Source organism: Streptococcus cristatus (assembly GCF_003943535.1).
In the GTDB taxonomy this organism is placed as follows: domain Bacteria; phylum Bacillota; class Bacilli; order Lactobacillales; family Streptococcaceae; genus Streptococcus; species Streptococcus cristatus_L.
Genome location: NZ_RJPU01000004.1, coordinates 85,395 through 110,156 on the forward strand (window position 1 = coordinate 85,395; position 24,762 = coordinate 110,156).

The 24,762-nt window shown below is 43.4% G+C and carries 20 protein-coding genes and 2 tRNA genes; all 22 read left to right on the forward strand.

Going from position 1 to position 24,762, the window contains the following annotated elements:
* The first annotated feature begins 66 nt into the window (after positions 1-66).
* The 22 genes from D8790_RS07035 to D8790_RS07140 all read left to right on the forward strand — a co-directional run bounded on the left by D8790_RS07035 (position 67) and on the right by D8790_RS07140 (position 24,760).
* A complete protein-coding gene (locus tag D8790_RS07035; RefSeq protein WP_125388096.1) occupies positions 67-603 on the forward strand; it encodes a GNAT family N-acetyltransferase in 537 nt (178 codons plus the stop codon).
* A 16-nt stretch (positions 604-619) separates the two neighbouring features.
* Positions 620-1,453 carry an aminoglycoside 6-adenylyltransferase gene (locus D8790_RS07040; RefSeq protein WP_125388097.1) on the forward strand — a complete coding sequence of 278 codons (834 nt, stop codon included), beginning with the start codon at positions 620-622 and terminating at the stop codon, positions 1,451-1,453.
* Positions 1,434-2,168 carry a CPBP family intramembrane glutamic endopeptidase gene (locus D8790_RS07045; protein ID WP_125388098.1) on the forward strand — a complete coding sequence of 245 codons (735 nt, stop codon included), beginning with the start codon at positions 1,434-1,436 and terminating at the stop codon, positions 2,166-2,168. Before D8790_RS07040 ends, D8790_RS07045 begins: the two co-directional genes overlap by 20 nt.
* A gap of 52 nt (positions 2,169-2,220) precedes the next feature.
* Positions 2,221-4,671, forward strand: coding sequence for a DNA topoisomerase IV subunit A (gene parC / locus D8790_RS07050; RefSeq protein ID WP_125388099.1), 2,451 nt, complete (start codon positions 2,221-2,223; stop codon positions 4,669-4,671).
* Between the two features lie 62 nt (positions 4,672-4,733).
* On the forward strand, positions 4,734-5,837 hold the full coding sequence (locus D8790_RS07055) for a branched-chain amino acid aminotransferase (protein ID WP_125388100.1): 1,104 nt from the start codon (positions 4,734-4,736) through the stop codon (positions 5,835-5,837).
* 93 nt (positions 5,838-5,930) lie between these two features.
* A complete protein-coding gene (locus tag D8790_RS07060) occupies positions 5,931-6,161 on the forward strand; it encodes a DUF2969 domain-containing protein (RefSeq protein WP_125388101.1) in 231 nt (76 codons plus the stop codon).
* 50 nt (positions 6,162-6,211) lie between these two features.
* A tRNA-Tyr gene (locus D8790_RS07065) sits at positions 6,212-6,292 on the forward strand.
* A 9-nt stretch (positions 6,293-6,301) separates the two neighbouring features.
* A tRNA-Gln gene (locus D8790_RS07070) sits at positions 6,302-6,373 on the forward strand.
* A 162-nt stretch (positions 6,374-6,535) separates the two neighbouring features.
* Positions 6,536-7,738, forward strand: coding sequence for a 30S ribosomal protein S1 (gene rpsA / locus D8790_RS07075; RefSeq protein WP_015604624.1), 1,203 nt, complete (start codon positions 6,536-6,538; stop codon positions 7,736-7,738).
* Positions 7,739-7,889: 151 nt separating this feature from the next.
* A complete protein-coding gene (locus D8790_RS07080) occupies positions 7,890-8,627 on the forward strand; it encodes a matrixin family metalloprotease (RefSeq protein ID WP_185761927.1) in 738 nt (245 codons plus the stop codon).
* A gap of 4 nt (positions 8,628-8,631) precedes the next feature.
* Positions 8,632-8,997 (forward strand): hypothetical protein, encoded by a 366-nt coding sequence (locus D8790_RS07085; protein WP_125373483.1) that lies wholly within the window; start codon positions 8,632-8,634, stop codon positions 8,995-8,997.
* A 428-nt stretch (positions 8,998-9,425) separates the two neighbouring features.
* Positions 9,426-10,259: a PRD domain-containing protein gene (locus tag D8790_RS07090; RefSeq protein WP_125388103.1), complete on the forward strand. Its 834-nt coding sequence runs from the start codon at positions 9,426-9,428 to the stop codon at positions 10,257-10,259.
* Between the two features lie 24 nt (positions 10,260-10,283).
* The gene (gene lacF / locus D8790_RS07095) at positions 10,284-10,601 is read left to right on the forward strand and encodes a PTS lactose transporter subunit IIA (protein WP_125371058.1); all 318 of its coding nucleotides are present in this window, start codon (positions 10,284-10,286) and stop codon (positions 10,599-10,601) included.
* Positions 10,601-12,307, forward strand: coding sequence for a lactose-specific PTS transporter subunit EIIC (locus D8790_RS07100; RefSeq protein WP_125388104.1), 1,707 nt, complete (start codon positions 10,601-10,603; stop codon positions 12,305-12,307). Before lacF ends, D8790_RS07100 begins: the two co-directional genes overlap by 1 nt.
* Positions 12,308-12,390: 83 nt before the next feature.
* A complete protein-coding gene (gene lacG, locus D8790_RS07105; protein WP_125388105.1) occupies positions 12,391-13,797 on the forward strand; it encodes a 6-phospho-beta-galactosidase in 1,407 nt (468 codons plus the stop codon).
* Positions 13,798-14,035: 238 nt separating this feature from the next.
* Positions 14,036-15,937, forward strand: a complete 1,902-nt coding sequence (locus D8790_RS07110) for an ABC-F family ATP-binding cassette domain-containing protein (protein ID WP_125388106.1) — start codon at positions 14,036-14,038, stop codon at positions 15,935-15,937.
* Positions 15,938-16,435: 498 nt separating this feature from the next.
* Positions 16,436-17,299: an Rgg family transcriptional regulator gene (locus D8790_RS07115; RefSeq protein WP_125388107.1), complete on the forward strand. Its 864-nt coding sequence runs from the start codon at positions 16,436-16,438 to the stop codon at positions 17,297-17,299.
* Positions 17,300-17,377: 78 nt separating this feature from the next.
* Positions 17,378-18,559, forward strand: coding sequence for an MFS transporter (locus D8790_RS07120; protein ID WP_125388108.1), 1,182 nt, complete (start codon positions 17,378-17,380; stop codon positions 18,557-18,559).
* 256 nt (positions 18,560-18,815) lie between these two features.
* Positions 18,816-19,220, forward strand: a complete 405-nt coding sequence (locus D8790_RS07125; RefSeq protein WP_005589681.1) for a PaaI family thioesterase — start codon at positions 18,816-18,818, stop codon at positions 19,218-19,220.
* Positions 19,201-19,962 carry an HAD family hydrolase gene (locus D8790_RS07130; RefSeq protein WP_125388109.1) on the forward strand — a complete coding sequence of 254 codons (762 nt, stop codon included), beginning with the start codon at positions 19,201-19,203 and terminating at the stop codon, positions 19,960-19,962. The genes D8790_RS07125 and D8790_RS07130 overlap by 20 nt, the downstream gene beginning before the upstream one ends.
* Before the next feature lie 159 nt (positions 19,963-20,121).
* Positions 20,122-20,880 (forward strand): triose-phosphate isomerase, encoded by a 759-nt coding sequence (gene tpiA / locus D8790_RS07135; protein ID WP_061423083.1) that lies wholly within the window; start codon positions 20,122-20,124, stop codon positions 20,878-20,880.
* Positions 20,881-20,944: 64 nt separating this feature from the next.
* A complete protein-coding gene (locus D8790_RS07140; RefSeq protein WP_125388110.1) occupies positions 20,945-24,760 on the forward strand; it encodes a GBS Bsp-like repeat-containing protein in 3,816 nt (1,271 codons plus the stop codon).
* Positions 24,761-24,762 lie beyond the last annotated feature (2 nt).

Sequence of the window (24,762 nt, forward strand, 5' to 3'; positions counted from 1 at the left end):
CGAAGGGTACAGCTTATATAAAGCTGAGGAGTTGTTAGGTAAGAAAGTTTGTAGAGGAGTGTTTAGATGACTATTCTTGAAACAGACCGTCTCATTATACGGGACTTGCAGGAATCTGATTTGCCGGCTTTGATCGCTATGAATCAGGATCCGGAGGTCATGCAGTATTTCCCAAAGCCATATAGTCAAGCGGAGTCCTTGCGGCTTTATCAGGGCATTCAAGATGAAGTTAAGGCTTATGGATACAGTCTTTGGGCTGTTGAAGAAAAGGACAGTCAGGAGTTTGTCGGCTTGGTAGGTCTGCACCATTCGGATTTACGGATTTTTGCTGGAAAAGAAGCTGTAGAAATCGGCTGGCGTCTGCGAAAAGAGTTTTGGAATCGTGGTTATGCGACGGAGGCTGCCCAAGCCTGTCTAGACTTCGCTTTCCAGCAAGCTGGCTTGTCAGAAGTTTACTCTTTTACATCCTTGCTCAATCTCCCTTCGCAAAAAGTCATGCAAAAGCTAGGCATGGAATTTGTCAAAGAATTTGATAATGAAAAAGTTCCAGCAAACAGTCCCCTTTATAGACATACCCTCTACAGAATCGAGAGTTTCCACTAAAAAGGTAGGTGTTTCCATGAGAACTGAACCCAAAATGCTTGATTTAATTTTACAAACCGCAAAAACTCTAAAAGTCGAGGCTGTCGCTATGTCTGGTTCGCGGACAAATCCAAAGGTTCCCAAGGACGAGTTCCAAGACTATGATGTGGTCTACATTGTGGAGAATTTGGACACTCTGGCGGCTGACCTTGCTTGGTTGGAAAAGTTTGGAAAGCGCATGATTGAGCAGCATATCCTACTAGACCATCGCCGCCTCTATCTCATGCTCTTTGAAGATGGCAATCGGATAGATTTGACTCTTTGCCCAAAGGAGCACATCAAAGAGTGGGTGAATAGCGAAGCGGATTTCACGGTGCTGGATGACCCGCAGGGGCTGTTTGCTTCTTATGCACCGACACCTGAGCGCTATTGGACGGCACAAGCCAGTGAGACTGACTTTGATAAATCCTGCAATGAATTTTGGTGGGTATCAGCCTACGTGGTTAAGGGGATTCATCGCAAGCAACTCATCTATGCGACTGACCATCTCTACGGTATTTGCCAACAAGAACTCTTGAAGGTCTTGGCTTGGCAGGTCGCAGGTGATCGGGGGACTGTCGACGTCGGCAAGAACTACAAGTATCTCTTTCAGTATTTGCCTGCTGAGAAAGAGAAAGAATTTTCAAATTTGCTTGAATTTTCAAATATAGAGAAAATCACTCAGTCTTTGTTTGCTACGATGCAACTTTTCCACCAAGAAGCTCAAATCCTTGCTCAAAAGATGGGATTTGATTACGATAAGGAAGTAGCTGAGAAGATGATTGAGTATGCTGAGGAAAGACTAGAAACAAATGAAACATTTACAAAATAATAAGATAACAAAATTTTTACTGATTAGTTTTCTCATTTCTTGGGGGCTTGGTTGGGGATTGCTCGCTTTTCTGACGCAAATGAGCCTCTTAAGTCTAACAAGTCCACTAGGAGTTTTTCTCCATTTACTAGGAGGTTTCGGTCCAACCATTGCAGCCATTTCTTGTTTGCCTCAAAAATCCATTAAAAGCATAGTCTCTTTTATCTTAGGGGACTCAAAGAAATATATTTTGTTATTTCTTTTACTAATTTTCGTGCAGACAGGTGTCATTGCTTTCTCATCTAAGGAGCTTAATCCGGCTTTTCCACTAGGAAATTTGTTTGTTGTTTTTTTAAGTGCAGTCTGTGTTTATGGTGGCGAAGAAGAATTGGGATGGCGAGGCATCTTGCAACCAACTTTGGAAACTAGATTCTCCTTTTGGATTTCCGGTTTGATAACAGGTTGTATTTGGGCAGTATGGCATGTACCTTTATGGTTTGTGATTGGAAGCTCTCAAAGTAGGATGCCTTTTATATTATTCAGTCTATTTGCAATTTATCTCAGTATTCTTCTAGCAGCTGTTTTCAAAAAGACTAAGTCGATCCTTTATTGCGCCATTTTTCACGGCTTAATTAATACCCTACTTAGCTTATTTGTTATTAAAATTAATCTTTTATTTATTATAGGATTAGTAGGATTGCTCTTCTTTTCTCACTACCTACAAAGAAACAGTTAAATTTATAAAATATAGATTTACTTTACAATAAAACACTAAAAAGAGAATTATTATGTCCAATATTCAAAACATGTCCCTTGAGGACATCATGGGAGAGCGCTTTGGTCGCTACTCCAAATACATCATTCAAGAGCGGGCCTTGCCGGACATTCGCGATGGCTTGAAGCCTGTGCAGCGCCGTATTCTTTATTCCATGAACAAGGACGGCAACACCTTTGACAAGGGCTACCGCAAGTCTGCCAAGTCTGTCGGGAACATCATGGGGAATTTCCACCCTCACGGTGACAGCTCCATCTACGATGCTATGGTCCGCATGTCTCAGGACTGGAAGAACCGTGAGATTCTCGTTGAGATGCACGGTAACAACGGTTCCATGGACGGTGATCCACCAGCGGCTATGCGTTATACTGAGGCGCGGCTGTCTGAGATGGCTGGTTATCTTTTGCAGGATATCGAGAAAGATACCGTTCCTTTTGCTTGGAACTTTGACGATACCGAGAAGGAGCCGACTGTTCTGCCGGCTGCCTTTCCTAACCTCTTGGTCAATGGAGCAACTGGGATTTCAGCTGGTTATGCGACGGATATTCCGCCTCATAATCTAGCAGAAGTGATTGACGCGGTTATCTATATGATTGACCATCCGTCTGCTAAAGTGGACAAACTCATGGAGTTTCTGCCTGGTCCAGACTTCCCGACAGGAGCTATTGTCCAAGGTCGTGATGAGATCAAGAAAGCCTACGAGACTGGTAAAGGTCGCGTCGTGGTGCGCTCCAGAACTGAGATTGAAAAGCTGAAGGGCGGTAAAGAGCAAATCGTCATCACCGAGATTCCTTACGAGATTAATAAAGCGGTCTTGGTCAAGAAGATTGACGATGTGCGGGTCAACAATAAGGTGGCTGGCATTGCTGAGGTGCGGGACGAGTCTGACCGAGACGGTCTTCGTATTGCCATCGAACTCAAGAAAGACGCCAATACCGAGCTGATTCTCAACTACCTCTTTAAGTACACCGATTTGCAAGTTAATTACAACTTCAACATGGTGGCGATTGACAATTTCACGCCTCGTTTGGTGGGGATTGTACCAATCTTGACCAGCTATATTGCCCATCGCAAGGAGATCATTTTGGCTCGCAGCCGTTTTGACAAGGCCAAGGCTGAGAAACGACTTCATATCGTGGAAGGACTGATTCGGGTTATTTCCATCTTGGACGAGGTGATTGCCCTGATTCGTGCTTCAGAAAACAAAGCAGACGCCAAGGAAAATCTTAAAGTTAGCTATGATTTCACTGAGGAGCAGGCTGAGGCTATCGTCACTCTCCAACTCTACCGTTTGACCAATACAGACGTAGTGGTTCTGGAAGAGGAAGAAGCAGAGCTGCGCGAGAAGATTGCCATGCTGGCTGCCATTATCGGCGATGAGCGAACTATGTATAACCTCATGAAGCGGGAGCTCCGCGATGTCAAGAAGAAGTTTGGCAATCCGCGTCTCAGTGAGTTGCAAGATACAGCAAACGCTATTGAGATTGATACGGCTAGTCTCATCGTGGAGGAAGAAACCTATGTTAGCGTGACACGTTCTGGCTATATCAAGCGTACCAGTCCGCGTTCCTTCTCAGCTTCTACCCTAGAGGAGATGGGCAAGCGTGATGATGACCGATTGATTTTCGTCAGTCCAGCCAAGACGACTCAGCATTTATTGATTTTCACCAGTCTTGGAAATGTTATTTACCGGCCTGTTCATGAACTGTCAGATATCCGCTGGAAAGAAATCGGAGAACACCTCAGCCAGACCATCAATAACTTTGATACCAAAGAAGAGGTTATCTATGCAGAGTTGCTGGACAACTTTGAGGAGGGGACCTACTTTGCAGCGACCAAACTGGGACAAATCAAGAGAGTGGAGCGCAAGGAGTTCAGTCCTTGGCGGACCTACAAGTCCAAGTCGCTCAAGTTTGCTAAACTAAAAAATGAAGACGACCAGGTCATTGCTCTGGCGTCGATTAAGCTGGATGATGTTATGCTCGTGACCAAGAATGGCTATGCTCTTCGCTTCAATATTGAGGAAGTTCCTGTGATCGGAGCTAAGGCAGCTGGGGTTAAAGCTATCAACCTCAAGAAGGACGATGTCTTAGCAGCAGCCTTTATTGCCAATACTGACTCGCTTTACATCCTGACTCAGCGCGGTTCGCTCAAGCGTATGGCAGTCGCAGACATTCCTGTTACTAGTCGAGCAAATCGCGGTCTTCAAGTTCTGAGAGAGCTTAAGACCAAGCCACATCGAGTCTTTGCGGCTGGACCAGTCTATGACGAAGCAGCAGACTTTGAACTCTTTACAACAGAAGCTGAAGCCAGTGAGGAGCAGATTTTGCAGGTGCTTTCTAATAAAGGAACGGCCTATGAAATCAATCTGGCCGACCTCAGCCTGTCTGAGCGCACCAGCAACGGTAGCTTCATTTCTGATTCTATTTCAGACGAAGAAGTCTTCTCAGCTTATATCAAGTAATCAACAAGCCAGTTCACACGAACTGGTTTTTTAAAAAATAAATTTTCAGAAAATTGAAAATAATGATTGAATTTTTCAGAAAAAGGTGTACAATAGGGAGTATCTATAAATTGAAAGATAAGGAAAAGAGGAAAAAGACTATGACAGTAAATCTTGATTGGGAAAATCTTGGCTTTTCATATATGAAATTGCCTTATCGCTATATCGCTTATTATCGAAATGGTCAGTGGGAAGAAGGCAAGCTGACAGAAGATGCGACCCTGCATATTTCGGAGTCTTCACCAAGTCTTCACTATGGCCAGCAGGCTTTCGAAGGTCTAAAGGCTTATCGTACCAAGGATGGCAGTGTCCAGCTTTTCCGTCCAGATGAGAATGCTAAGCGCCTGCAACGCACATGTGATCGTCTCTTGATGCCACAAGTTTCAACTGAAATGTTTGTGGAAGCGTGTAAGGCTGTTGTCCGCGCAAACGAAGACTATGTACCGCCATATGGAACAGGGGGAACTCTCTACCTTCGTCCCCTTTTGATTGGTATCGGAGATATCATCGGTGTAAAACCAGCAGAGGAGTACATTTTTACGATTTTTGCTATGCCAGTTGGAAACTACTTCAAGGGTGGCTTGGTTCCAACCAACTTCTTGATCCAAGATGAATATGACCGTGCAGCTCCACATGGTACGGGTGCTGCTAAGGTGGGTGGTAACTACGCAGCTAGTCTCCTACCAGGTAAGATGGCTAAGTCTCGCAACTTCTCTGATGTTATCTACCTAGATCCGTCAACTCATACCAAAATTGAAGAAGTCGGATCAGCCAACTTCTTTGGAATTACAGCAAACAATGAATTTGTGACTCCGCTTAGCCCGTCCATTCTGCCGTCCATTACCAAATATTCTTTACTTTACTTGGCAGAACACCGCTTGGGCATGACTCCGGTTGAAGGTGATGTTCCGATTGATAACTTAGATCGCTTTGTCGAAGCAGGAGCTTGTGGTACGGCAGCAGTTATCTCACCAATTGGAGGAATCCAGCACGGTGATGATTTCCATGTGTTCTATAGCGAGACAGAAGTCGGTCCAGTGACTCGCAGACTCTACGATGAGCTGACTGGTATCCAATTTGGTGATGTGGAAGCCCCAGAAGGTTGGATTGTAAAAGTAGACGAATAACTTTAAGAGCCCTTTGAGGCTCTTTTTATTGAGGAAATCACTTGCCAGCTTTGCTATTTTTGTGTAAAATAGAAACTTGAAAGAGGTAGAAGAATGAGTAAAAAAGATAAAAAAATTGAGATTCAGATTGCGGATAGTAAGGTGACACTTGGTGCGGATCAATTTGATGGCTACACACTTTCTATTGGGAAAAAAGTCATTGGCGAGATTGCCGAGTTTGACGGTCAGTTTGCTATTATCAAGAATGGAAATGTTGAAAGTTTATATAAAAAGCTTGAAAAAGCGGTGGAAACTTTGATTGAAACCTACAATTTAGGAAAATAAGGGCTTGCGCTTTTATTAGATTAATGATATAATTGATATCGTTGATTGTCGGAGAGATAGCGAAGAGGCTAAACGCGGCGGACTGTAAATCCGCTCCTTCGGGTTCGGGGGTTCGAATCCCTCTCTCTCCATTTCATCATTGGGGTATAGCCAAGCGGTAAGGCAAGGGACTTTGACTCCCTCATGCGTTGGTTCGAATCCAGCTACCCCAGTTCTTAGGTAATATATCAGATAAAGGATAAAATATCGTCGGATATTTTATTTCTTTATAGGGTGGAAAACGGTAAAGATAAATCAATGTCGTTTGCGGGTGCTTAGGAAAATAATTATAAGTATGTCAAGTAGTATACTTGATTGTTGGAGGATTTTTTTAGATGAATGAATTTGAAGATTTGCTAAACAGTGTTAGCCAAGTCGAGCCAGGTGATGTCGTTACTGCTGAAGTATTGACAGTGGATGCTAACCAAGCTAATGTTGCCATTGCTGGTACTGGTGTTGAAGGGGTTTTGACTCTGCGTGAGTTGACAAATGATCGTGATGCTGACATCAATGACTTTGTAAAACCAGGTGACACACTTGAATTGCTTGTTCTTCGTCAAGTAGTAGGTAAAGATACAGATACAGTTACTTACCTAGTATCTAAAAAACGTTTAGAAGCTCGCAAAGCATGGGACAAATTGGTTGGTCGTGAAGAAGAAGTTGTTACTGTTAAGGGCACTCGTGCTGTTAAAGGTGGACTTTCTGTTGAGTTTGAAGGACTTCGTGGATTTATTCCAGCTTCAATGCTCGATACTCGTTTCGTTCGCAACACTGAACGTTTTGTAGGTCAAGAATTTGATGCTAAGATCAAAGAAGTAGATCCAAAAGAAAACCGCTTCATCCTTTCACGTCGTGAAGTTGTAGAAGCAGAAGCTGCAGCAGCGCGTGCAGAAGTATTTGGTAAATTGAATGTTGGTGATGTTGTGACTGGTAAAGTTGCTCGCATCACAAGCTTCGGTGCTTTCATTGACCTTGGTGGTGTTGATGGTTTGGTTCACTTGACTGAACTTTCTCACGAGCGCAACGTTTCACCAAAATCTGTTGTTTCAGTTGGTGACGAAATCGAAGTGAAAGTTCTTGATTTGAACGAAGAAGAAGGCCGCGTGTCTCTTTCACTTAAAGCTACAACCCCTGGACCATGGGATGGTGTTGAACAAAAACTTGCTGCTGGCGATGTAGTTGAAGGTACAGTAAAACGTTTGACTGACTTCGGTGCTTTCGTTGAAGTATTGCCAGGTATTGACGGACTTGTTCACATCTCACAAATTTCACACAAACGTGTTGAAAATCCAAAAGATGCTCTTAAAGTTGGTCAAGAAGTAACTGTTAAAGTTCTTGAAGTGAATGCTGCTGCTGAGCGTGTATCACTTTCTATCAAGGCTCTTGAAGAGCGTCCAGCTCAAGAAGAAGGCCAAAAAGAAGAAAAACGTCAATCTCGTCCACGTCGTCCACGTCGTCAAGAAAAACGTGACTTCGAGCTTCCAGAAACTCAAACTGGATTCTCAATGGCTGATCTTTTCGGTGATATCGAATTGTAATTTACTTAAGAAGAGGCTGAGTTTCTCAGCTTCTTTTTTCGTCTTTTCAAGTGGGAGTTTACATCCGAGTCATTTATTGCGATACTTGCTCTTTATGCATATTCAGTTTTATTTAAGCGAAAGATGCTAGACTAAATCTCTCGTGCATTCTATGAGAAAGGAGCTTGCCGTGAAGTTTATTTTTAATTCTATTAGATTTATAGTCCGCTTTCTTTGGCGGCTCATCTGGGGACTTATTTGGTCTGTGGCACTCAGTTTCCTTGTTCTTGTAGGTGTTTTTTATTTTACTACTTCGACAGAGACGGGGGCAGAGGGATTATCGCAGGCTCTTCGAACTACTGTTACTCAAGTGGATCAATTCTTAACGCATCAAGGACTTTCCACTGGTTTTCAGACTAGTGAGGGAATTCAGTCCCATCAGCTGACAGATGAGCATGCAACAACAGGGGCTCGTTGGGATCAGCCAAGCGCCACAATTTATATCGATACAAATAATGAAACCTTCCGTTCAGCCTATCAGGAGGCCATTGATTCTTGGAACCAGACAGGTGTCTTCACCTTTCAAATCATCAATGACAAAGACAAGGCGGATATTGTTGCGACGGAGATGAATGATGGCAATGTCAGTGCAGCTGGCGAGGCAGAGTCCAAGACCAACCTGCTGACCAATCGTTTCACCCATGTGACTGTTCGCCTTAATAGTTACTACTTGTTGGACAGACGCTATGGTTATTCTCATGAGCGGATTGTCAATACAGCAGCGCACGAATTGGGCCATGCTATCGGATTAGACCATAATGAGGAGGAATCAGTGATGCAGTCGGCAGGCTCATTTTATAGTATTCAGCCAGCAGATATCCAGGCTGTAAAAGACTTGTATCAATCATAAAGGTATGCTAAAAACGATTTTTAATTTTATTAGACGCTTCCCAGAGCAAGTTTTCCTCTTTCTTTTTAACTCAGGAATTTTTGCTTGGCTGTGGAAAAGCGGCAGCGACATTGCTAACCAGCTAGGCGTGACAGCAGCTTGGGAGACTCATGTTCCAGCGCCTATTCAGGCCTTCTTTGGCGAGAATGTGGAGACAGTTCAAGGATTTTTCCAGCATTCAGCCATTATGTGGCTGATTGGTTCCATGATTATTCTATGGATTGTTCGTTTTGTCAAAGGGATGATAAAGCTAAGTCTTTTTGTTTTGATTATTTTGCTGGGCATTTACTTGGTCATGCAAAATCAAGAAGTTCTAGGGAGTTTTCTGTAAACTACAAGCAATTTTTTATAGAAGAAAAAAACTTATGACATGAAGAGCCTTAATCGAGTGAGAGCAAGTCTTTCATGGCAAGTTCAGTGCAAGCTTTCCAAGAAGTTTTTAGAATGCCTTGTACTCTTTGATATTTATTACATATATATTAATGTAATGAGTTTTCGTGTGGACAAGCTTGCAACAGTGCTAAATCTTTAGTAAAAAAGTGGACTTCTAAAAAATATTTAAAAAAAACAAAAGAAAGGGTTTACATTCACATTTTGATGTGCTATAATGAAACCATAAATTGAATAGGGTGAGCGTTACTAAGTTGGATTAGGCGTGACCGCAAATGAATTGGAAGAGGCAAGTGCTCTTGTGTTTTTCCGTTTGTTTGCGGTCATTTTTATTTCACGAAGGCTCAAGAAAATGATAAGGAGGGAACTATGTATCGAATCATACTTCCTATGAATAACAATGTTGCTCTAGCCAAACATGAAAATGGTGAAGAGGTTGTTCTGATTGGTAGTGGGATAGCATTCAATAAGAAAAAGGGTGATCCTGTTCTGGAAAGTAAGATTGAGAAAGTCTTTCGTATGAGAACGGAAGAGTCCAAGGAAAACTTTGTAGCCTTGCTCAAAGATGTGCCGCTGGACTTTATCACAGTGACTTACGATGTGATTGACACGCTTTCTAAGAAATACCATTACCCAGTCCAGGAGTATATTTATGTCACACTGACGGATCATATTTACTGTTCTTATCAAGCGCTCCAGCAGGGACGGTACAAGAGTAGTGATCTGCCAGATGCTTCAGATAAATATCCCATTCCTTATCAAATTGCTCAAGAAGCAGTAGCTATTTATCGGGAACGACTCTTAGAAGCATTTCCAGACGATGAAATAAACAGAATCGCCTATCACTTTATCAATGCAGAAGGGGTCTCCAGTCCAGCAGGGCAAGGTCATTTAGATCAGCGGAAGGAAATTCTAGCGGCTGTAGAAGAAGAGCTGAGAAAGCAGGGAATTAAAAGAACATCGGAGAATAGCAACTTCTATGACCGATTTATGATTCATCTCAATTACTTCTTAGATTACTTAGACAGAAGCCGAGATGATAATGTTTCACTGTTAGAAATGGAAAGTCAGATTAAACTGACCTATCCCAAAGCTTATCAAATCGGAAGTAGTCTTTATGAGATTATTGCTCAGAAAACTGGAATAGACTTGTATCATAGTGAGCGAGTTTATCTGGTTTTACATATTCAACGATTACTATAAGGAACATTAAAAGGAGGATCTATCATGAATAGAGAAGAAGTAACATTACTTGGTTTTGAAATCGTAGCCTACGCAGGTGACGCTCGCTCCAAGTTGCTGGAAGCACTAAATGCAGCTCAGGCTGGAGAATTTGACCGCGCAGAAAGTTTGGTGGAAGAAGCAAATGCTTGTATCGTCGAAGCGCACCATGCTCAGACCAGTCTTTTGACCAAAGAAGCTGCTGGTGAGGATTTGGCCTATAGCGTGACCATGATGCATGGTCAAGACCACCTGATGACAACCTTGTTGCTTAAGGATTTGATGAAACACATGATTGAACTATACAAAAGAGGAGTAAAATAATGAATAAACTCATCGGACTTATTGAGAAAGGAAAGCCTTTCTTTGAGAAGATTTCTCGGAATATCTATCTCCGTGCTATTCGGGATGGCTTTATCGCCGGTATGCCAGTCATCCTCTTCTCATCTATTTTTATCTTGATTGCCTATGTGCCAAATGCTTGGGGTTTCCATTGGTCTAAGGACATTGAAACTTTCCTAATGACTCCTTATAGCTATTCGATGGGGATTCTGGCTTTCTTTGTTGGTGGGACCACTGCAAAGGCTTTGACAGACTCTGTCAACCGCGACTTGCCTGCGACAAACCAGATTAACTTCTTGTCTACTATGCTGGCTTCTATGGTCGGCTTCCTCCTCATGGCTGCTGAGCCTGCCAAGGAAGGCGGCTTCCTAACTGCCTTCATGGGAACCAAAGGTCTTTTGACAGCTTTCATCGCAGCCTTTGTTACGGTTAATGTCTATAAGGTTTGTGTAAAAAATAATGTCACCATCCGCATGCCAGAAGAAGTTCCACCAAATATTTCCCAAGTATTTAAAGACTTGATTCCATTTACTGTATCAGTTGTTCTGCTCTACGGTTTGGAACTGCTAGTTAAAGCAAGTCTGGGAGTAACCGTTGCAGAATCTATCGGAACACTTCTTGCTCCGCTCTTCTCAGCGGCAGACGGCTATCTGGGAATCACGCTTATCTTTGGTGCTTATGCCTTCTTCTGGTTTGTAGGAATTCACGGTCCGTCTATCGTTGAGCCTGCCATTGCTGCCATTACTTATGCCAATATCGATGCCAACTTGGCCTTGCTTCAAGCTGGTCAACATGCGGATAAGGTCATCACTTCTGGTACTCAAATGTTCATCGTTACTATGGGTGGTACTGGTGCGACCTTGATTGTTCCATTCCTCTTCATGTGGATCTGTAAGTCTGAGCGTAACCGTGCGATTGGACGAGCATCTGTTGTCCCAACTTTCTTTGGTGTTAATGAACCTATTCTCTTTGGTGCACCAATCGTACTCAATCCGATTTTCTTTATTCCATTTATCTTTGCGCCTATCGCAAACGTATGGATTTTCAAATTCTTTGTTGATACCTTAAACATGAACTCCTTCTCAGCCAACCTTCCTTGGGTGACACCTGGACCTCTGGGAATTGTGCTGGGTACCAACTTCCAGCTTCTGTCCTTTGTTCTTGCAGCCCTTCTTGTCGTAGTGGATGTGATTATTTACTATCCATTTGTCAAGGTTTATGACGAACAAATCCTGGAAGAAGAACGTTCTGGCAAAGCTAACGATGCTCTTAAAGAAAAAGTAGCAGCTAACTTTAATACTGCTAAAGCAGACGCTATCCTTGAAAAAGCAGGAGTGGATGAAGAAGCTCCAGCGCAAAACAATATTAGCGAAGAAACCAATGTTCTGGTGCTCTGTGCAGGTGGTGGTACTAGTGGATTGCTGGCCAACGCTTTGAATAAAGCAGCAGCTGAATACAATGTTCCTGTCAAAGCAGCAGCGGGTGGATACGGTGCTCACCGTGAGATGTTACCTGAATTTGACCTGGTTATCCTTGCTCCTCAAGTTGCCTCCAACTTTGAAGACATGAAGGCGGAAACTGATAAATTGGGTATCAAGCTGGCTAAGACTGAAGGTGGCCAATACATCAAACTAACCCGTGATGGCAAAGGAGCACTGGCCTTTGTTCAGGAGCAATTCAAGAACTAAATCTGTTTATGTGAGATGAAGCAACTTGATAAGAATATCATCAAGCTTGCCTTCATCTCAAATGCTATTGAAAGGAAAATAAGATGACAAAAAGCTTACCTAAAGATTTTATTTTCGGTGGTGCAACAGCAGCCTATCAAGCTGAAGGGGCGACTCACACAGATGGAAAAGGACCTGTTGCCTGGGATAAATACCTAGAAGATAATTACTGGTACACTGCGGAGCCTGCCAGTGACTTTTACCACAAATACCCAGTGGATCTGAAATTGGCTGAAGAGTATGGCGTCAATGGGATTCGGATTTCTATTGCTTGGTCACGGATTTTCCCGACAGGCTATGGCGAGGTCAATCCAAAAGGTGTAGAGTTTTACCATAATCTTTTCGCAGAATGTCACAAGCGGCATGTGGAACCCTTTGTGACTCTTCACCATTTTGATACGCCAGAAGCTCTCCACTCAAACGGAGATTTCCTGAATCGGGAGAATATCGAGCACTTTGTAGACTATGCGGCTTTCTGTTTTGAAGAATTTCCAGAAGTTCGCTATTGGACGACTTTCAATGAAATTGGCCCCATTGGTGATGGTCAGTACTTAGTCGGAAAATTCCCGCCAGGTATCCAGTATGACTTAGCCAAGGTTTTCCAATCCCATCACAACATGATGGTCTCCCATGCCCGTGCCGTTAAGCTTTATAAGGACAAGGACTACAAGGGTGAAATTGGTGTCGTTCATGCACTTCCGACAAAATATCCTTACAATCCGGAAAATCCAGCAGATGTCAGAGCGGCAGAGTTGGAAGATATTATTCATAACAAATTTATCCTAGATGCGACTTATCTGGGACACTATTCAGATGTTACTCTGGCAGGAGTGAATCATATCCTTAAGGTCAATGGTGGCCAGCTGGATCTACGAGATGAAGACTTTGCAGCTCTAGAAGCAGCTAAAGACCTCAATGACTTCCTTGGCATCAACTACTATATGAGTGACTGGATGCGCGACTTTGACGGTGAAACTGAAATTATCCATAACGGAAAAGGCGAAAAGGGAAGCTCCAAGTACCAAATTAAGGGTGTAGGGCGCAGAGAATCTCCAACCCATATACCAAAAACTGATTGGGATTGGATTATCTATCCGCAAGGTCTCTATGACCAGATCATGCGGATTAAGAAGGATTATCCCAACTACAAGAAGATCTATATCACTGAAAATGGTCTCGGTTATAAAGATGAATTTGTGGACAATACAGTTTACGACGATGCTCGGATTGACTATGTCAAGCAGCATTTGGAAGTTTTATCCGATGCGATTGCGGATGGGGCTAATGTCAAGGGCTACTTTATCTGGTCTTTGATGGATGTCTTTTCTTGGTCTAACGGTTATGAAAAACGCTACGGCTTATTCTACGTAGACTTCGAAACGCAGGAGCGCTATCCGAAGAAATCCGCTCACTGGTATAAGAAACTAGCTGAGACACAAATGGTTGAATAAAAGATAAAGTCGTTAGAGTTGAGCTCTTTCGGCTTTTTTGGGTATGCCAATAAATTTAAAGTCTGATTTGATGGTAGGGAGAGCTTGGTGCTCAATCACTATACAGGATATTCTGGTCGGAGTGCTTGCGAAAAAATTTAAAATTTTTCTTTGAATTGGCTTGAGAGACAGATAGTTTGGATTGCATTTTTTATGACAGCCAATGGCTCTGTACTTGGAAATCTGCTATAATGGTCTTATGATTATTTTACAAGCAAACAAGATTGAACGCTCTTTTGCAGGGGAGCTACTTTTTGATAATATCAACCTGCAGGTGGATGAGAGTGACCGGATTGCTCTGGTCGGTAAAAACGGAGCTGGGAAGTCAACCCTGCTCAAGATTTTAGTGGGCGAGGAAGAGCCGACTTCTGGTCAAATCAATAAAAAACGAGACTTATCCCTGTCCTATCTGGCTCAGGACAGCCGCTTTGAGTCGGAGAATACTATCTACGACGAGATGCTGCTGGTCTTTGATAGCCTGCGCCAGCAGGAGAAGCGCTTGCGTCAGATGGAGCTGCAAATGGGAGAATTGTCAGGGAAAGACCTGACGGTTCTCATGACCCAGTATGACCAGCTGTCAGAGGACTTTCGCCAGAAAGGTGGTTTTACCTACGAGGCCGATATTCGAGCTATTTTGAATGGCTTCAAGTTTGACCAATCCATGTGGAAGATGAAGATTTCTGAGCTTTCGGGCGGGCAGAATACCCGTCTGGCTCTGGCCAAGATGCTTTTGGAGAAGCCAGAACTGCTAGTCTTAGACGAGCCAACCAATCACTTGGATATCGAGACCATTGCTTGGCTGGAAAATTATTTGGTAAATTATAAAGGTGCCCTGATCATCGTCAGCCACGACCGCTATTTCCTAGACAAGGTTGCGACCATCACGCTGGATTTGACCAAACATTCCTTGGATCGCTATGTGGGCAATTACTCTAGCTTTGTGGTCCAAAAGGAGCAGAAGCTGGCCACTGAAGCCAAGAACTACGAAAAGCAACAGAAAGAAATCGCTGCGCTGGAGGACTTTGTCAATCGCAATCTGGTCCGGGCTTCTACAACCAAGCGGGCTCAGTCCCGTCGTAAGCAGCTGGAAAAGATGGAGCGTTTGGACAGGCCGGAGACCGGCAGTCGATCGGCTAATATGACATTCAAATCTGATAAAGTTTCGGGCAATGTTGTGCTGACCTTGGAAGATGCAGCTATTGGCTACGGTGAGGAAGTCCTGTCGGAGCCGATTAACCTTGACATTCGCAAGTTTAATGCGGTAGCTATTGTCGGACCAAATGGGATTGGGAAGACGACCTTGATTAAATCACTAATCGGACAAGTGCCCTTCATCAGAGGCAAGGAGCAGCTGGGGGCTAATGTGGAAGTGGGCTACTATGACCAAACCCAGAGCAAACTGACTGCCAGCAATACGGTTCTTGATGAGCTATGGAATGACTTCAAGCTGACGCCAGAGGTCGAGATTCGCAATCGCTTAGGCGCTTTTCTCTTCTCGGGAGACGATGTCAAGAAGTCTGTCGGCATGCTATCAGGTGGAGAGCGGGCGCGGTTGCTTCTAGCCAAGCTGTCTATGGAAAACAACAACTTCCTCATCCTCGACGAGCCGACTAACCACCTGGACATTGACAGCAAGGAGGTGCTGGAAAATGCCCTGATTGACTTTGACGGCACCCTGCTCTTTGTCAGCCATGACCGTTACTTTATCAATCGCGTGACCACACATATCATCGAGCTTTCTGAGACAGGCTCCACCCTTTATTTGGGTGATTATGACTACTATTTGGAGAAAAAGGCAGAGCAGGAAGCCTTGCGTGAGGAGTCGGAGCAGGTCGATTCTGACAAGCCAGCACCTGCCAATGACTATGACTATCAGCTTCAAAAGGAAAATCAGAAAGAACAGCGTCGGCTGGCCCGACGCTTAGAGCAATTGGAAGCGCAAATCGAGGACTTGGATAGTCAGATCAGTCAGCTTCAGGAAGCCATGCAAGCTACCAACGACGCCAGTGAACTCATGGAGAGCCAGCAGCAAATCGACCAGTTGATCGCCGCCCAAGAAGAAGCTATGCTAGAATGGGAAGAACTAGCGGAGAAGGTGTAGGAAGAAATAGAACAGCTACAGGAATGCCTAGTTTCCTAGAGTTCAAGATACTTAATTTCACATGTGAAATCAGTTCCAAAAGAATAAAAAGCGAATTTTAATATGTGGAATTTCTGATTTTGTGGCAAAAAGGAAGATTCTTCATGAAAGATTTTTTCCTTGAGAACAAGAGACGAATTTTTACATGTGTTCTGAGATTTTTTCGAGAAAAATAAACTATTCTTCATGTAATCTAAGTTTTTTTAAAGAAAAGTCAGCCCGTCAGATTTTCTGAGAAGCTATTTTGGAGCGAAATGACTCTGTCAGATTTTCGGACGGTTAGTCTGAGAGCAAATCCCGAACGTTCTATTTTCGGACGAGTTCTTTTTGTAGAATTTGCCTTTTCCGATTTTCGACCGATAAGATTTTGATGAAATAAGTCTTATCTGAAAGTAAAATCCGAATAAAGAGCGACTAGGGAAGCGAAACAGCAATTAAAGGAATTTAAGTGGTAAACAAATGGAAGATTTAGGTAAAGTTTTTCGTGATTTTCGTTTAAATGGGCATTATTCTTTAAAGGAAGCGGCGGATCAGGTTTGCTCGACTTCTCAGCTGTCTCGTTTTGAGCTGGGTGAGTCGGATATGACTCTCTCGAAATTTTTAGCTCTCTTGGATAATATTCATGTGACCCTTGAAAATTTTATGGATAAGGCAAGGAATTTCCAGCAGCATGAGCACGTGGCCATGATGGGTAAGATTATCCCTCTTTACTACTCAAATGACATCAAGGGATTTCAGGACTTGCAAGCGGAGCAGTTGGAAAAGGCCAAGGCCAGCAGTGCGCCTCTTTACTATGAGCTGAATTGGATTTTGATGCAGGGCTTGATTTGTCAGCGAGACAGCCAGTTTTGCATGAGGCAAGAGGATTTAGATAAGGTGGCTGATTATCTTTTCCAAGTGGAAGATTGGACCATGTACGAGCTGATCCTCTTTGGCAATCTCTATAGCTTTTATGATGTGGACTATGTCTACCGTCTGGGCAAGGAAGTTATGGAGCGGGAGGACTACTACAAAGAAATCGGTCGCCATAAGAGACTGGTCTTGATTTTAGCCCTCAATTGTTACCAGCATTGTTTGGAAAGTCGTTCTTTTGATAAGGCTAGTTATTTTGAGGTTTATGTAGAGAAAATCATTGGCAAGGGCATTAAACTCTATGAACGCAATGTGTTCCTCTATCTCAAGGGGTTTGCTGCTTATCAGAAGGAGCAGAAGAAGCAGGGCATCACGCAAATGCAGGAAGCCATGCACATCTTTGAAGTGCTGAATTTACCTGAGCAAGTCGCCTATTATAAAGAGCATTTCGATAAGTTTGTAAAAGTATAATTTCCTAAATACGGGAAAAATAAAGAACCTCCCTCCATTCCTGATACAATAGTTTCAGAAATGAAAGGAGGTGTTTTTATGAATCGACAGGCAGCACAGCTGATTACACGGGCTGCTATTAATAAAATTGGGAATATGCTTTATGATTATGGGAATAGCATCTGGCTTGCTTCTTTGGGAACTCTGGGACAGACTGTCTTGGGCATTTATCAGATATCTGAGCTAATCACTTCTATCTTATTCAATCCTCTGGGTGGGGCCATTACGGATCGCTTTTCCAGACGGAAGGTGCTGATGGTAACGGACTTGATTTGTGCTGGACTTTGTCTGCTGATTTCCTTTATATCTAATAACCAGCTCATGATTGGAGCGCTGATTTTGGCCAATGTGGTACAGGCTATAGCCTTTGCTTTTTCTCGGCCGGCTAATAAATCCTACATTACAGAGATTGTGGACAAGGATGACATTGTGGCCTACAATTCTCATCTGGAACTGGCCTTGCAGGTTATCAGTGTTTCAGCTCCAGTTTTGTCTTTTATCGTGATGCAGTATGCAAATCTGCGCATGACTCTTCAGCTGGATGCTCTTAGCTTCTTTCTGGCTTTTGCCTTGGTTTACTTTCTGCCTAATCATGAGCCAGGCAAGCAGCAGTCTCCCATCAATCTTGGCAATATCCTGAGAGATATCAAGGAAGGTTTAGTTTATATCCGTCAGCAAAAAGAAATTTTCTTTCTGCTCTTGGTAGCTTCAGCAGTTAACTTCTTCTTTGCGGCCTTTAATTATCTATTGCCTTTTACCAATCAGCTCTACGATAAGACCAGCTCTTATGCGACCATTTTGAGTTTGGGTGCTATAGGCTCAATCATCGGAGCCATTCTAGCTAGCAAGGTTAAGGCCAGTATGGGAAATCTACTCCTAGCTCTGCTATTGACTGGTGTCGGAGTCGCAGTCATGGGCATCTCTGCCTTGCTACCGGTTCATCCATATTTTTCTTATTCTGGTAATCTTATCTGCGAGCTCTTTATGACTGTTTTCAACATTCATTTCTTCAGCCAGGTTCAGACCAAGGTGGACAAGCAGTATCTAGGTCGCGTTTTCTCAACGATCTATACGCTGGCAATTCTTTTCATGCCTCCTGCGACTTTTCTGATGACCCTTCTGCCGAGTGTCCGCACAGCCACCTTTCTCCTACTTGGTCTAGGCGTAATGGGGTTAGCTTTGATTTCCTACCTTTATCAAAAGAAAATAGAAACAAACTAGGTTGAGGAGATTTCCAATCTAGTTTAATGTTTTGTCTTGCAAATCTTCAGCTGAGAATTTTTAGATTCATTACCAGCCTAATTTGGTTTAGAATTTTATTTCCAAGCTACCAGCCCAAATTGGCTGATAAATTAGTAGTGCGAGGTGTTTGAATAGCTGGTAGAAAAATTTTTTCCATTGGAATGTACATATAATCATTGTTCCTTGCTAGTAAAAGTAGTATGATGAAGTATAAGCAAAATTAATGGAGTGAGGAATGAAAGATTTTCATTTTGATGCGATTTCAGCATTTGAAAACTATAAAATTGAGGAGGCCAAAGATGGCCATGTTTTAGTAACCACAGAGGTCGTCCCCTCTTCTCTAAACTATTATGGCAATGCACATGGAGGCTACTTGTTCACCTTGTGCGATCAGATAAGTGGTTTGGTTGTCATTTCACAAGGAGCTGACGCTGTGACCTTGCAATCTTCCATCAATTATCTAAAAGCAGCCAAACTAGGCGATACTCTGAGCATTGAGGGGAACTGTATCCATGCTGGTCGGACGACTAGAGTGGTGGATGTGGATATTGTCAATCAAGATGGGAAGAATGTCTGCAAGGGGACCTTTACCATGTTTGTCACTGGCGAAAGGGGCGAAAATGCACAAGTTAGAATATAAACATTATCTTTTTGACTTTTACGGAACACTAGTAGATATCCGGACTGACGAAGATGATCCGACTTTATGGTTGTATCTTTCCCGCATCTATGCAGCATATGGAGCAGATTATCAGCCAGAAGACTTGAAAAAGAAATATGGACAATTGGTAGCAGAGCAGGAAAAAAAGATAGCTCAAGAGAGAGGCCTTGCCTATCCAGAGGTTGATTTGGTGGCAGTTTTCATTCAGCTTTTGCAGGAAGCTCCAACTAAGCATGAAACCCAGACTCCGCTTCCAGATGTGCAGGCTTGGGGAGAGCAGCTGGCCGTAACGTTTCGGAGTTTGTCCCGTCGTCAGCTCCATGCCTATCTAAATACCCTGAAAGTTTTAAAGGCCATTAAGGACCAGGGAGGCGATGTTATTTTGCTCTCTAATGCTCAAAAGGCTTTTACAATGCCAGAAATTGAATTGACGGGTTGTGCTGCTTATCTGGACAAAGTTTATATTTCTTCGGATTATCAGATAAAAAAACCACAAGCAGAATGGTTAGAACTCGTACTGGAGGAGAATCAGTTCAATCCAGAAGCTACGGTGATGGTTGGCAATGATTTTTCTACGGATATGGCTATTGCTCAAGCTGTTGGGATTGATGGCGTTTTGCTGAACACCTTTCCATACTCAGCTGCAGAGATAAATAAGCTTAATAAAATGCAGGCCAGAGTCATTACGGATATAGAAGAACTGCTGGAAAATAGAAAGTAAAAGACGACTTCGAGGTCTTTAAATGGTTTATTCACAGCCAAAACTGTGGATAACTCCTGGAAACATTACGATTTGATGAAAAATTGTGGATAACCTTTATTAATTTGCTTACTTATGATATAATAGCCCATATAAATAAAAATAGAAGAGGTATGTGAAATGTCACGTAAACCATTTATCGCTGGTAACTGGAAAATGAACAAAAATCCAGAAGAAGCAAAAGCATTCGTTGAAGCAGTTGCATCAAAACTTCCTTCATCAGACCTTGTTGAAGCAGGTATCGCAGCTCCTGCAGTTGATTTGACAACTGTTCTTGCTGCTGCAAAAGGTTCAAACCTTAAAGTTGCTGCTCAAAACTGCTACTTTGAAAATGCAGGTGCTTTCACTGGTGAAACAAGCCCACAAGTTTTGAAAGAAATCGGTACTGACTACGTTGTTATCGGTCACTCAGAACGCCGTGACTACTTCCATGAAACTGACGAAGATATCAACAAAAAAGCAAAAGCAATTTTTGCAAATGGTATGCTTCCAATCATCTGTTGTGGTGAAAGCCTTGAAACTTACGAAGCTGGTAAAGCAGCTGAATTCGTAGGTGCTCAAGTATCAGCTGCTTTGGCTGGCTTGACAGCTGAGCAAGTTGCTGCATCAGTTATCGCTTATGAGCCAATCTGGGCTATCGGTACTGGTAAATCAGCTTCACAAGACGACGCACAAAAAATGTGTAAAGTTGTTCGTGACGTTGTAGCTGCTGACTTTGGTCAAGAAGTTGCTGACAAAGTTCGCGTTCAATATGGTGGTTCAGTTAAACCTGAAAATGTTGCAGAATACATGGCTTGTCCAGATGTGGACGGAGCTCTTGTTGGTGGAGCGTCACTTGAAGCTGAAAGCTTCCTAGCTCTTCTTGATTTTGTGAAATAAGAATAACAATAAATGGCTTGTTGCCTTAAAGGCGGCAAGCTTTTTAAGAGTTTGGAGATAAAAGGTGAAATCAAAGGAACTTATCTATTTGGCCAGCACAGCTATATTGCTAGCAGCAACGGCTAACGTAGTACAGGCAGAAGAAAATGCGCCGACAACCACAGACCTTGAAGTAGCTAAGTCAGAACTTCAAGTAGAAAAGGATCATCAACCTCAGAAGGGCACCTTACCAGAAGTGGTGCCTACTGACCGTCAAGTTAAACAAGAAAGTTCGGTCGCAAAAGCGGAAGCTAGTCCAGTATACAAGGCACCAGAAAATCTGGCACCTGCTGCTAGTCTGGTCAAGGAGAATGTACCAGAAAATAAAGCGAGTGAACAAGCAAAGGCAGCTGCTTCTGAAGCGATTCAGAATCCAGTAAAGGCTGAGCAGACTTCCCCAACGATCAGCGCCAGTCCTGTATCTAAAAAAGGAAGCACTTCTTTTTATAATGCAGCTTCTTCAGCAGGACAAACAGCGCGTGGCAATTCACAAGCAGAAATCAAGGGCTCTACCTTTGTGGATGTGAGTAGTCATAACGGCCATATTAGCGTAGAAGACTATCGCCAATTAGCATCCAAAGGTGTCGGCGGTGTCGTTGTCAAACTGACAGAAGGAACCCACTATACAAATCCTTATGCTGAGTCTCAGGTTCGAAATGCGCAAGCAGCTGGTTTGCAAGTATCAACCTATGCCTTCTCGCATTATACAAATGATGCAGAAGCGAGAGCAGAGGCTCGTTACTATGCTGCTTTTGCTAATAAACTGTCCTTGCCTAAAAATACAGTCATGGTCAATGACATGGAAGACCCTAAAATGCAAATGGGGATTAACCAGCATACTCAGGCTTGGGCAGATGAAATGCGCAAGCAGGGATATGCAAATCTGATGTATTACACGAGCGCTAGCTGGGTTGACCAGAACAACCTACGCCACAAAGGTCCAATCAATACATCTCTCTTTGGCCTTGATAATTTTTGGATTGCTCAGTATCCAGCACCGAAGCTAAGTGCAAATGATGCTAAAAATTTGAAGTACAATAGCAGAGCAGGAGCTTGGCAATTTACTTCTCAAGCGCAGCTGCTTTCTGGTAAGCATGTTTTTGACCAAAGTATTGACTATTCTGGAAGATTTACAGCTAGAGCTACTTTGGTTAAACAACCGCTGACAGGTAAGATTAGTATTCAAAATAATAATCCAAAAACTGGTACATTTGATGTTGTTGTTTCCGAAGTTTCCGCACCACATGGAGTTCAGGAAGTCAAACTTCCGACTTGGTCCAGTGAGCGCGGGCAAGATGATATTGTTTGGTACACTGCAACGAAGCAAGCTAACGGGACTTATAAGCTGACAGTGAATGCTGCCAACCATAAAGGCTCTACGGGCGAATACAATGTTCATTTGTATTACGTTCAAGGTGACGGTAAGTTAGTCGGTGTCGGTGGCACAACGACTAAGGTTTCAGTTGCGAAGCCAGAAGGCAAGCTGACTATTGCCAACAACAATCCCAAGACGGGTACATTCGATGTGATCGTGTCTGAGGTTTCTAGTCCACAAGGCGTTCGTGAAGTCTTGCTTCCAACTTGGTCGCATGAACAGGGACAAGATGACATCATCTGGCACAAGGCACAAAGACAGTCAGACGGTACATATAAATTCACCGTCCGTTCTAGCGAGCACAAAAATTCTGTCGGCGACTACAGTGTCCACTTGTACTATATTCAAAATGACGGCAAGTTGGTTGGCGTTGGTGGTACAATGACTAAGGTCTCCGTTGCGAAGCCAGAAGGCAAGCTGACTATTGCCAACAACAATCCCAAGACGGGTACATTCGATGTGATCGTGTCCGAGGTTTCTAGCCCGCAAGGGGTTCGTGAAGTCTTGCTTCCGACTTGGTCAAATGAGAATGGTCAGGATGACATCATCTGGCACAAGGCTCAAAGACAGTCAGATGGTACATATAAATTCACCGTTCGTGCCAGTGAGCACAAAAACTCTGTCGGCGACTACAGTGTCCACTTGTACTATGTCCAAAATGACGGTAAGTTAGTCGGTGTCGGTGGCACAACGACTAAGGTGTCCGTTGCGAAGCCAGAAGGCAAGCTGACTATTGCCAACAACAATCCCAAGACCGGTACATTCGATGTGATCGTGTCCGAGGTTTCTAGCCCACAAGGGGTTCGTGAAGTCTTGCTTCCAACTTGGTCAAATGAGAATGATCAGGATGATATTATCTGGCACAAGGCACAGAAACAGTCAGACGGTACATATAAATTCACTGTTCGTGCTAGTGAGCATAAGAACTCTGTCGGCGACTACAGTGTCCACTTGTACTATGTCCAAAATGACGGTAAGTTAGTCGGTGTCGGTGGCACAACGACTAAGGTGTCCGTTGCGAAGCCAGAAGGCAAGCTGACTATTGCCAACAATAATCCCAAGACCGGTACATTCGATGTGATTGTTTCTGAGGTTTCTAGCCCGCAAGGCGTTCGTGAAGTACTGCTTCCAACTTGGTCACATGAGAATGGTCAGGATGATTTGATTTGGCACAAGGCACAGAAACAGTCAGACGGTACATATAAATTCACCGTCCGTTCTAGCGAGCATAAGAATTCCGTTGGTGACTACAGTGTCCACTTGTACTATATCCAAAACGACGGCAAGTTGGTCGGCGTCGGTGGTACAACGACTAAGGTTAATCTTGCTTCAGCTGCGAAACCAGAAGGCAAGCTGACTATTGCCAACAACAATCCCAAGACCGGTACATTCGATGTGATTGTTTCTGAGGTTTCTAGCCCGCAAGGCCTTCGTGAAGTCTTACTTCCAACTTGGTCACATGAGCAAGGTCAGGATGACATCATCTGGCACAAGGCACAGAAACAGTCAGACGGTACATATAAATTCACGGTTCGTGCTAGTGAGCACAAGAACTCTGTCGGCGACTACAGTGTCCACTTGTACTATGTCCAAAACGACGGCAAGATGGTCGGTGTTGGTGGTACAACGACTAAGGTTTCCATTGCGACAGAGGAGAAACCACAGGGAAAAATCAGTATCCAAAATAAAAACAATGAAACTGGTGAATTTGATATCGTCGTTTCTGGTGTTGTAGCTCCAGAAGGTGTCAAAACTGTCTATTTGCCAACTTGGTCCAGTCAAAATGGACAAGATGATATTCAATGGTATACGGCGGAACGCCAAGCTGATGGTACTTATCGCAAGCATGTTTATGCAAGAGACCATAAAAATAGCCAAGGCGAGTACAATGTTCACCTATATTACTTGAACAATCGCAATCAGCTGCAAGGAGCTGGTGGAGAGAAAACTACGGTTTCTATTAAACATCCTCAATCGCCTAGCAGTCAGCGTGATCGTGTTCTTGCAGCAGCAGCAGCGATGGTTGGCGTCAAGGGGGGCAGTGCTGAGCACCACCGTCTGGTCAATGACTATAATAGCGTTAGACCTCTACCAGTCGGTTATGCTGTGAAGAATTCAGATGACTGGTGCGACATTTTCACGACAGTTATTTTCCAAAGAGAAGGCTTGAGCGATCTTATTGGTCGTGAATGCGGTGTTGAGCGCCATATTCATATCTTTAAACGTCTAGGTATCTGGAATGAAGATGGTAATTCTACACCTAAAGCGGGCGATATCATCACCTTTAACTGGGATCAAAATAGCCAGCAAAATGATGGCTGGGCTGATCATATCGGTATTGTCGAAAAAGTCGAAAATGGTATCATTCATACGATTGAAGGTAACAGTAACGACGAAGTTAAACGTAATACTTACCGTATTGGTCATGGAAATATCCGTGGTTTTGCGACACCTCGTTATAGATAAAC

Coding starts and splice junctions, on each gene's coding strand:
- D8790_RS07035 (WP_125388096.1), top strand. CDS start 67: ATGACTATTCTTGAAACAGACCGTCTCATTATACGGGACTTGCAGGAA.
- D8790_RS07040 (WP_125388097.1), top strand. CDS start 620: ATGAGAACTGAACCCAAAATGCTTGATTTAATTTTACAAACCGCAAAA.
- D8790_RS07045 (WP_125388098.1), top strand. CDS start 1,434: ATGAAACATTTACAAAATAATAAGATAACAAAATTTTTACTGATTAGT.
- parC (WP_125388099.1), top strand. CDS start 2,221: ATGTCCAATATTCAAAACATGTCCCTTGAGGACATCATGGGAGAGCGC.
- D8790_RS07055 (WP_125388100.1), top strand. CDS start 4,734: ATGATTGAATTTTTCAGAAAAAGGTGTACAATAGGGAGTATCTATAAA.
- D8790_RS07060 (WP_125388101.1), top strand. CDS start 5,931: ATGAGTAAAAAAGATAAAAAAATTGAGATTCAGATTGCGGATAGTAAG.
- rpsA (WP_015604624.1), top strand. CDS start 6,536: ATGAATGAATTTGAAGATTTGCTAAACAGTGTTAGCCAAGTCGAGCCA.
- D8790_RS07080 (WP_185761927.1), top strand. CDS start 7,890: ATGAGAAAGGAGCTTGCCGTGAAGTTTATTTTTAATTCTATTAGATTT.
- D8790_RS07085 (WP_125373483.1), top strand. CDS start 8,632: ATGCTAAAAACGATTTTTAATTTTATTAGACGCTTCCCAGAGCAAGTT.
- D8790_RS07090 (WP_125388103.1), top strand. CDS start 9,426: ATGTATCGAATCATACTTCCTATGAATAACAATGTTGCTCTAGCCAAA.
- lacF (WP_125371058.1), top strand. CDS start 10,284: ATGAATAGAGAAGAAGTAACATTACTTGGTTTTGAAATCGTAGCCTAC.
- D8790_RS07100 (WP_125388104.1), top strand. CDS start 10,601: ATGAATAAACTCATCGGACTTATTGAGAAAGGAAAGCCTTTCTTTGAG.
- lacG (WP_125388105.1), top strand. CDS start 12,391: ATGACAAAAAGCTTACCTAAAGATTTTATTTTCGGTGGTGCAACAGCA.
- D8790_RS07110 (WP_125388106.1), top strand. CDS start 14,036: ATGATTATTTTACAAGCAAACAAGATTGAACGCTCTTTTGCAGGGGAG.
- D8790_RS07115 (WP_125388107.1), top strand. CDS start 16,436: ATGGAAGATTTAGGTAAAGTTTTTCGTGATTTTCGTTTAAATGGGCAT.
- D8790_RS07120 (WP_125388108.1), top strand. CDS start 17,378: ATGAATCGACAGGCAGCACAGCTGATTACACGGGCTGCTATTAATAAA.
- D8790_RS07125 (WP_005589681.1), top strand. CDS start 18,816: ATGAAAGATTTTCATTTTGATGCGATTTCAGCATTTGAAAACTATAAA.
- D8790_RS07130 (WP_125388109.1), top strand. CDS start 19,201: ATGCACAAGTTAGAATATAAACATTATCTTTTTGACTTTTACGGAACA.
- tpiA (WP_061423083.1), top strand. CDS start 20,122: ATGTCACGTAAACCATTTATCGCTGGTAACTGGAAAATGAACAAAAAT.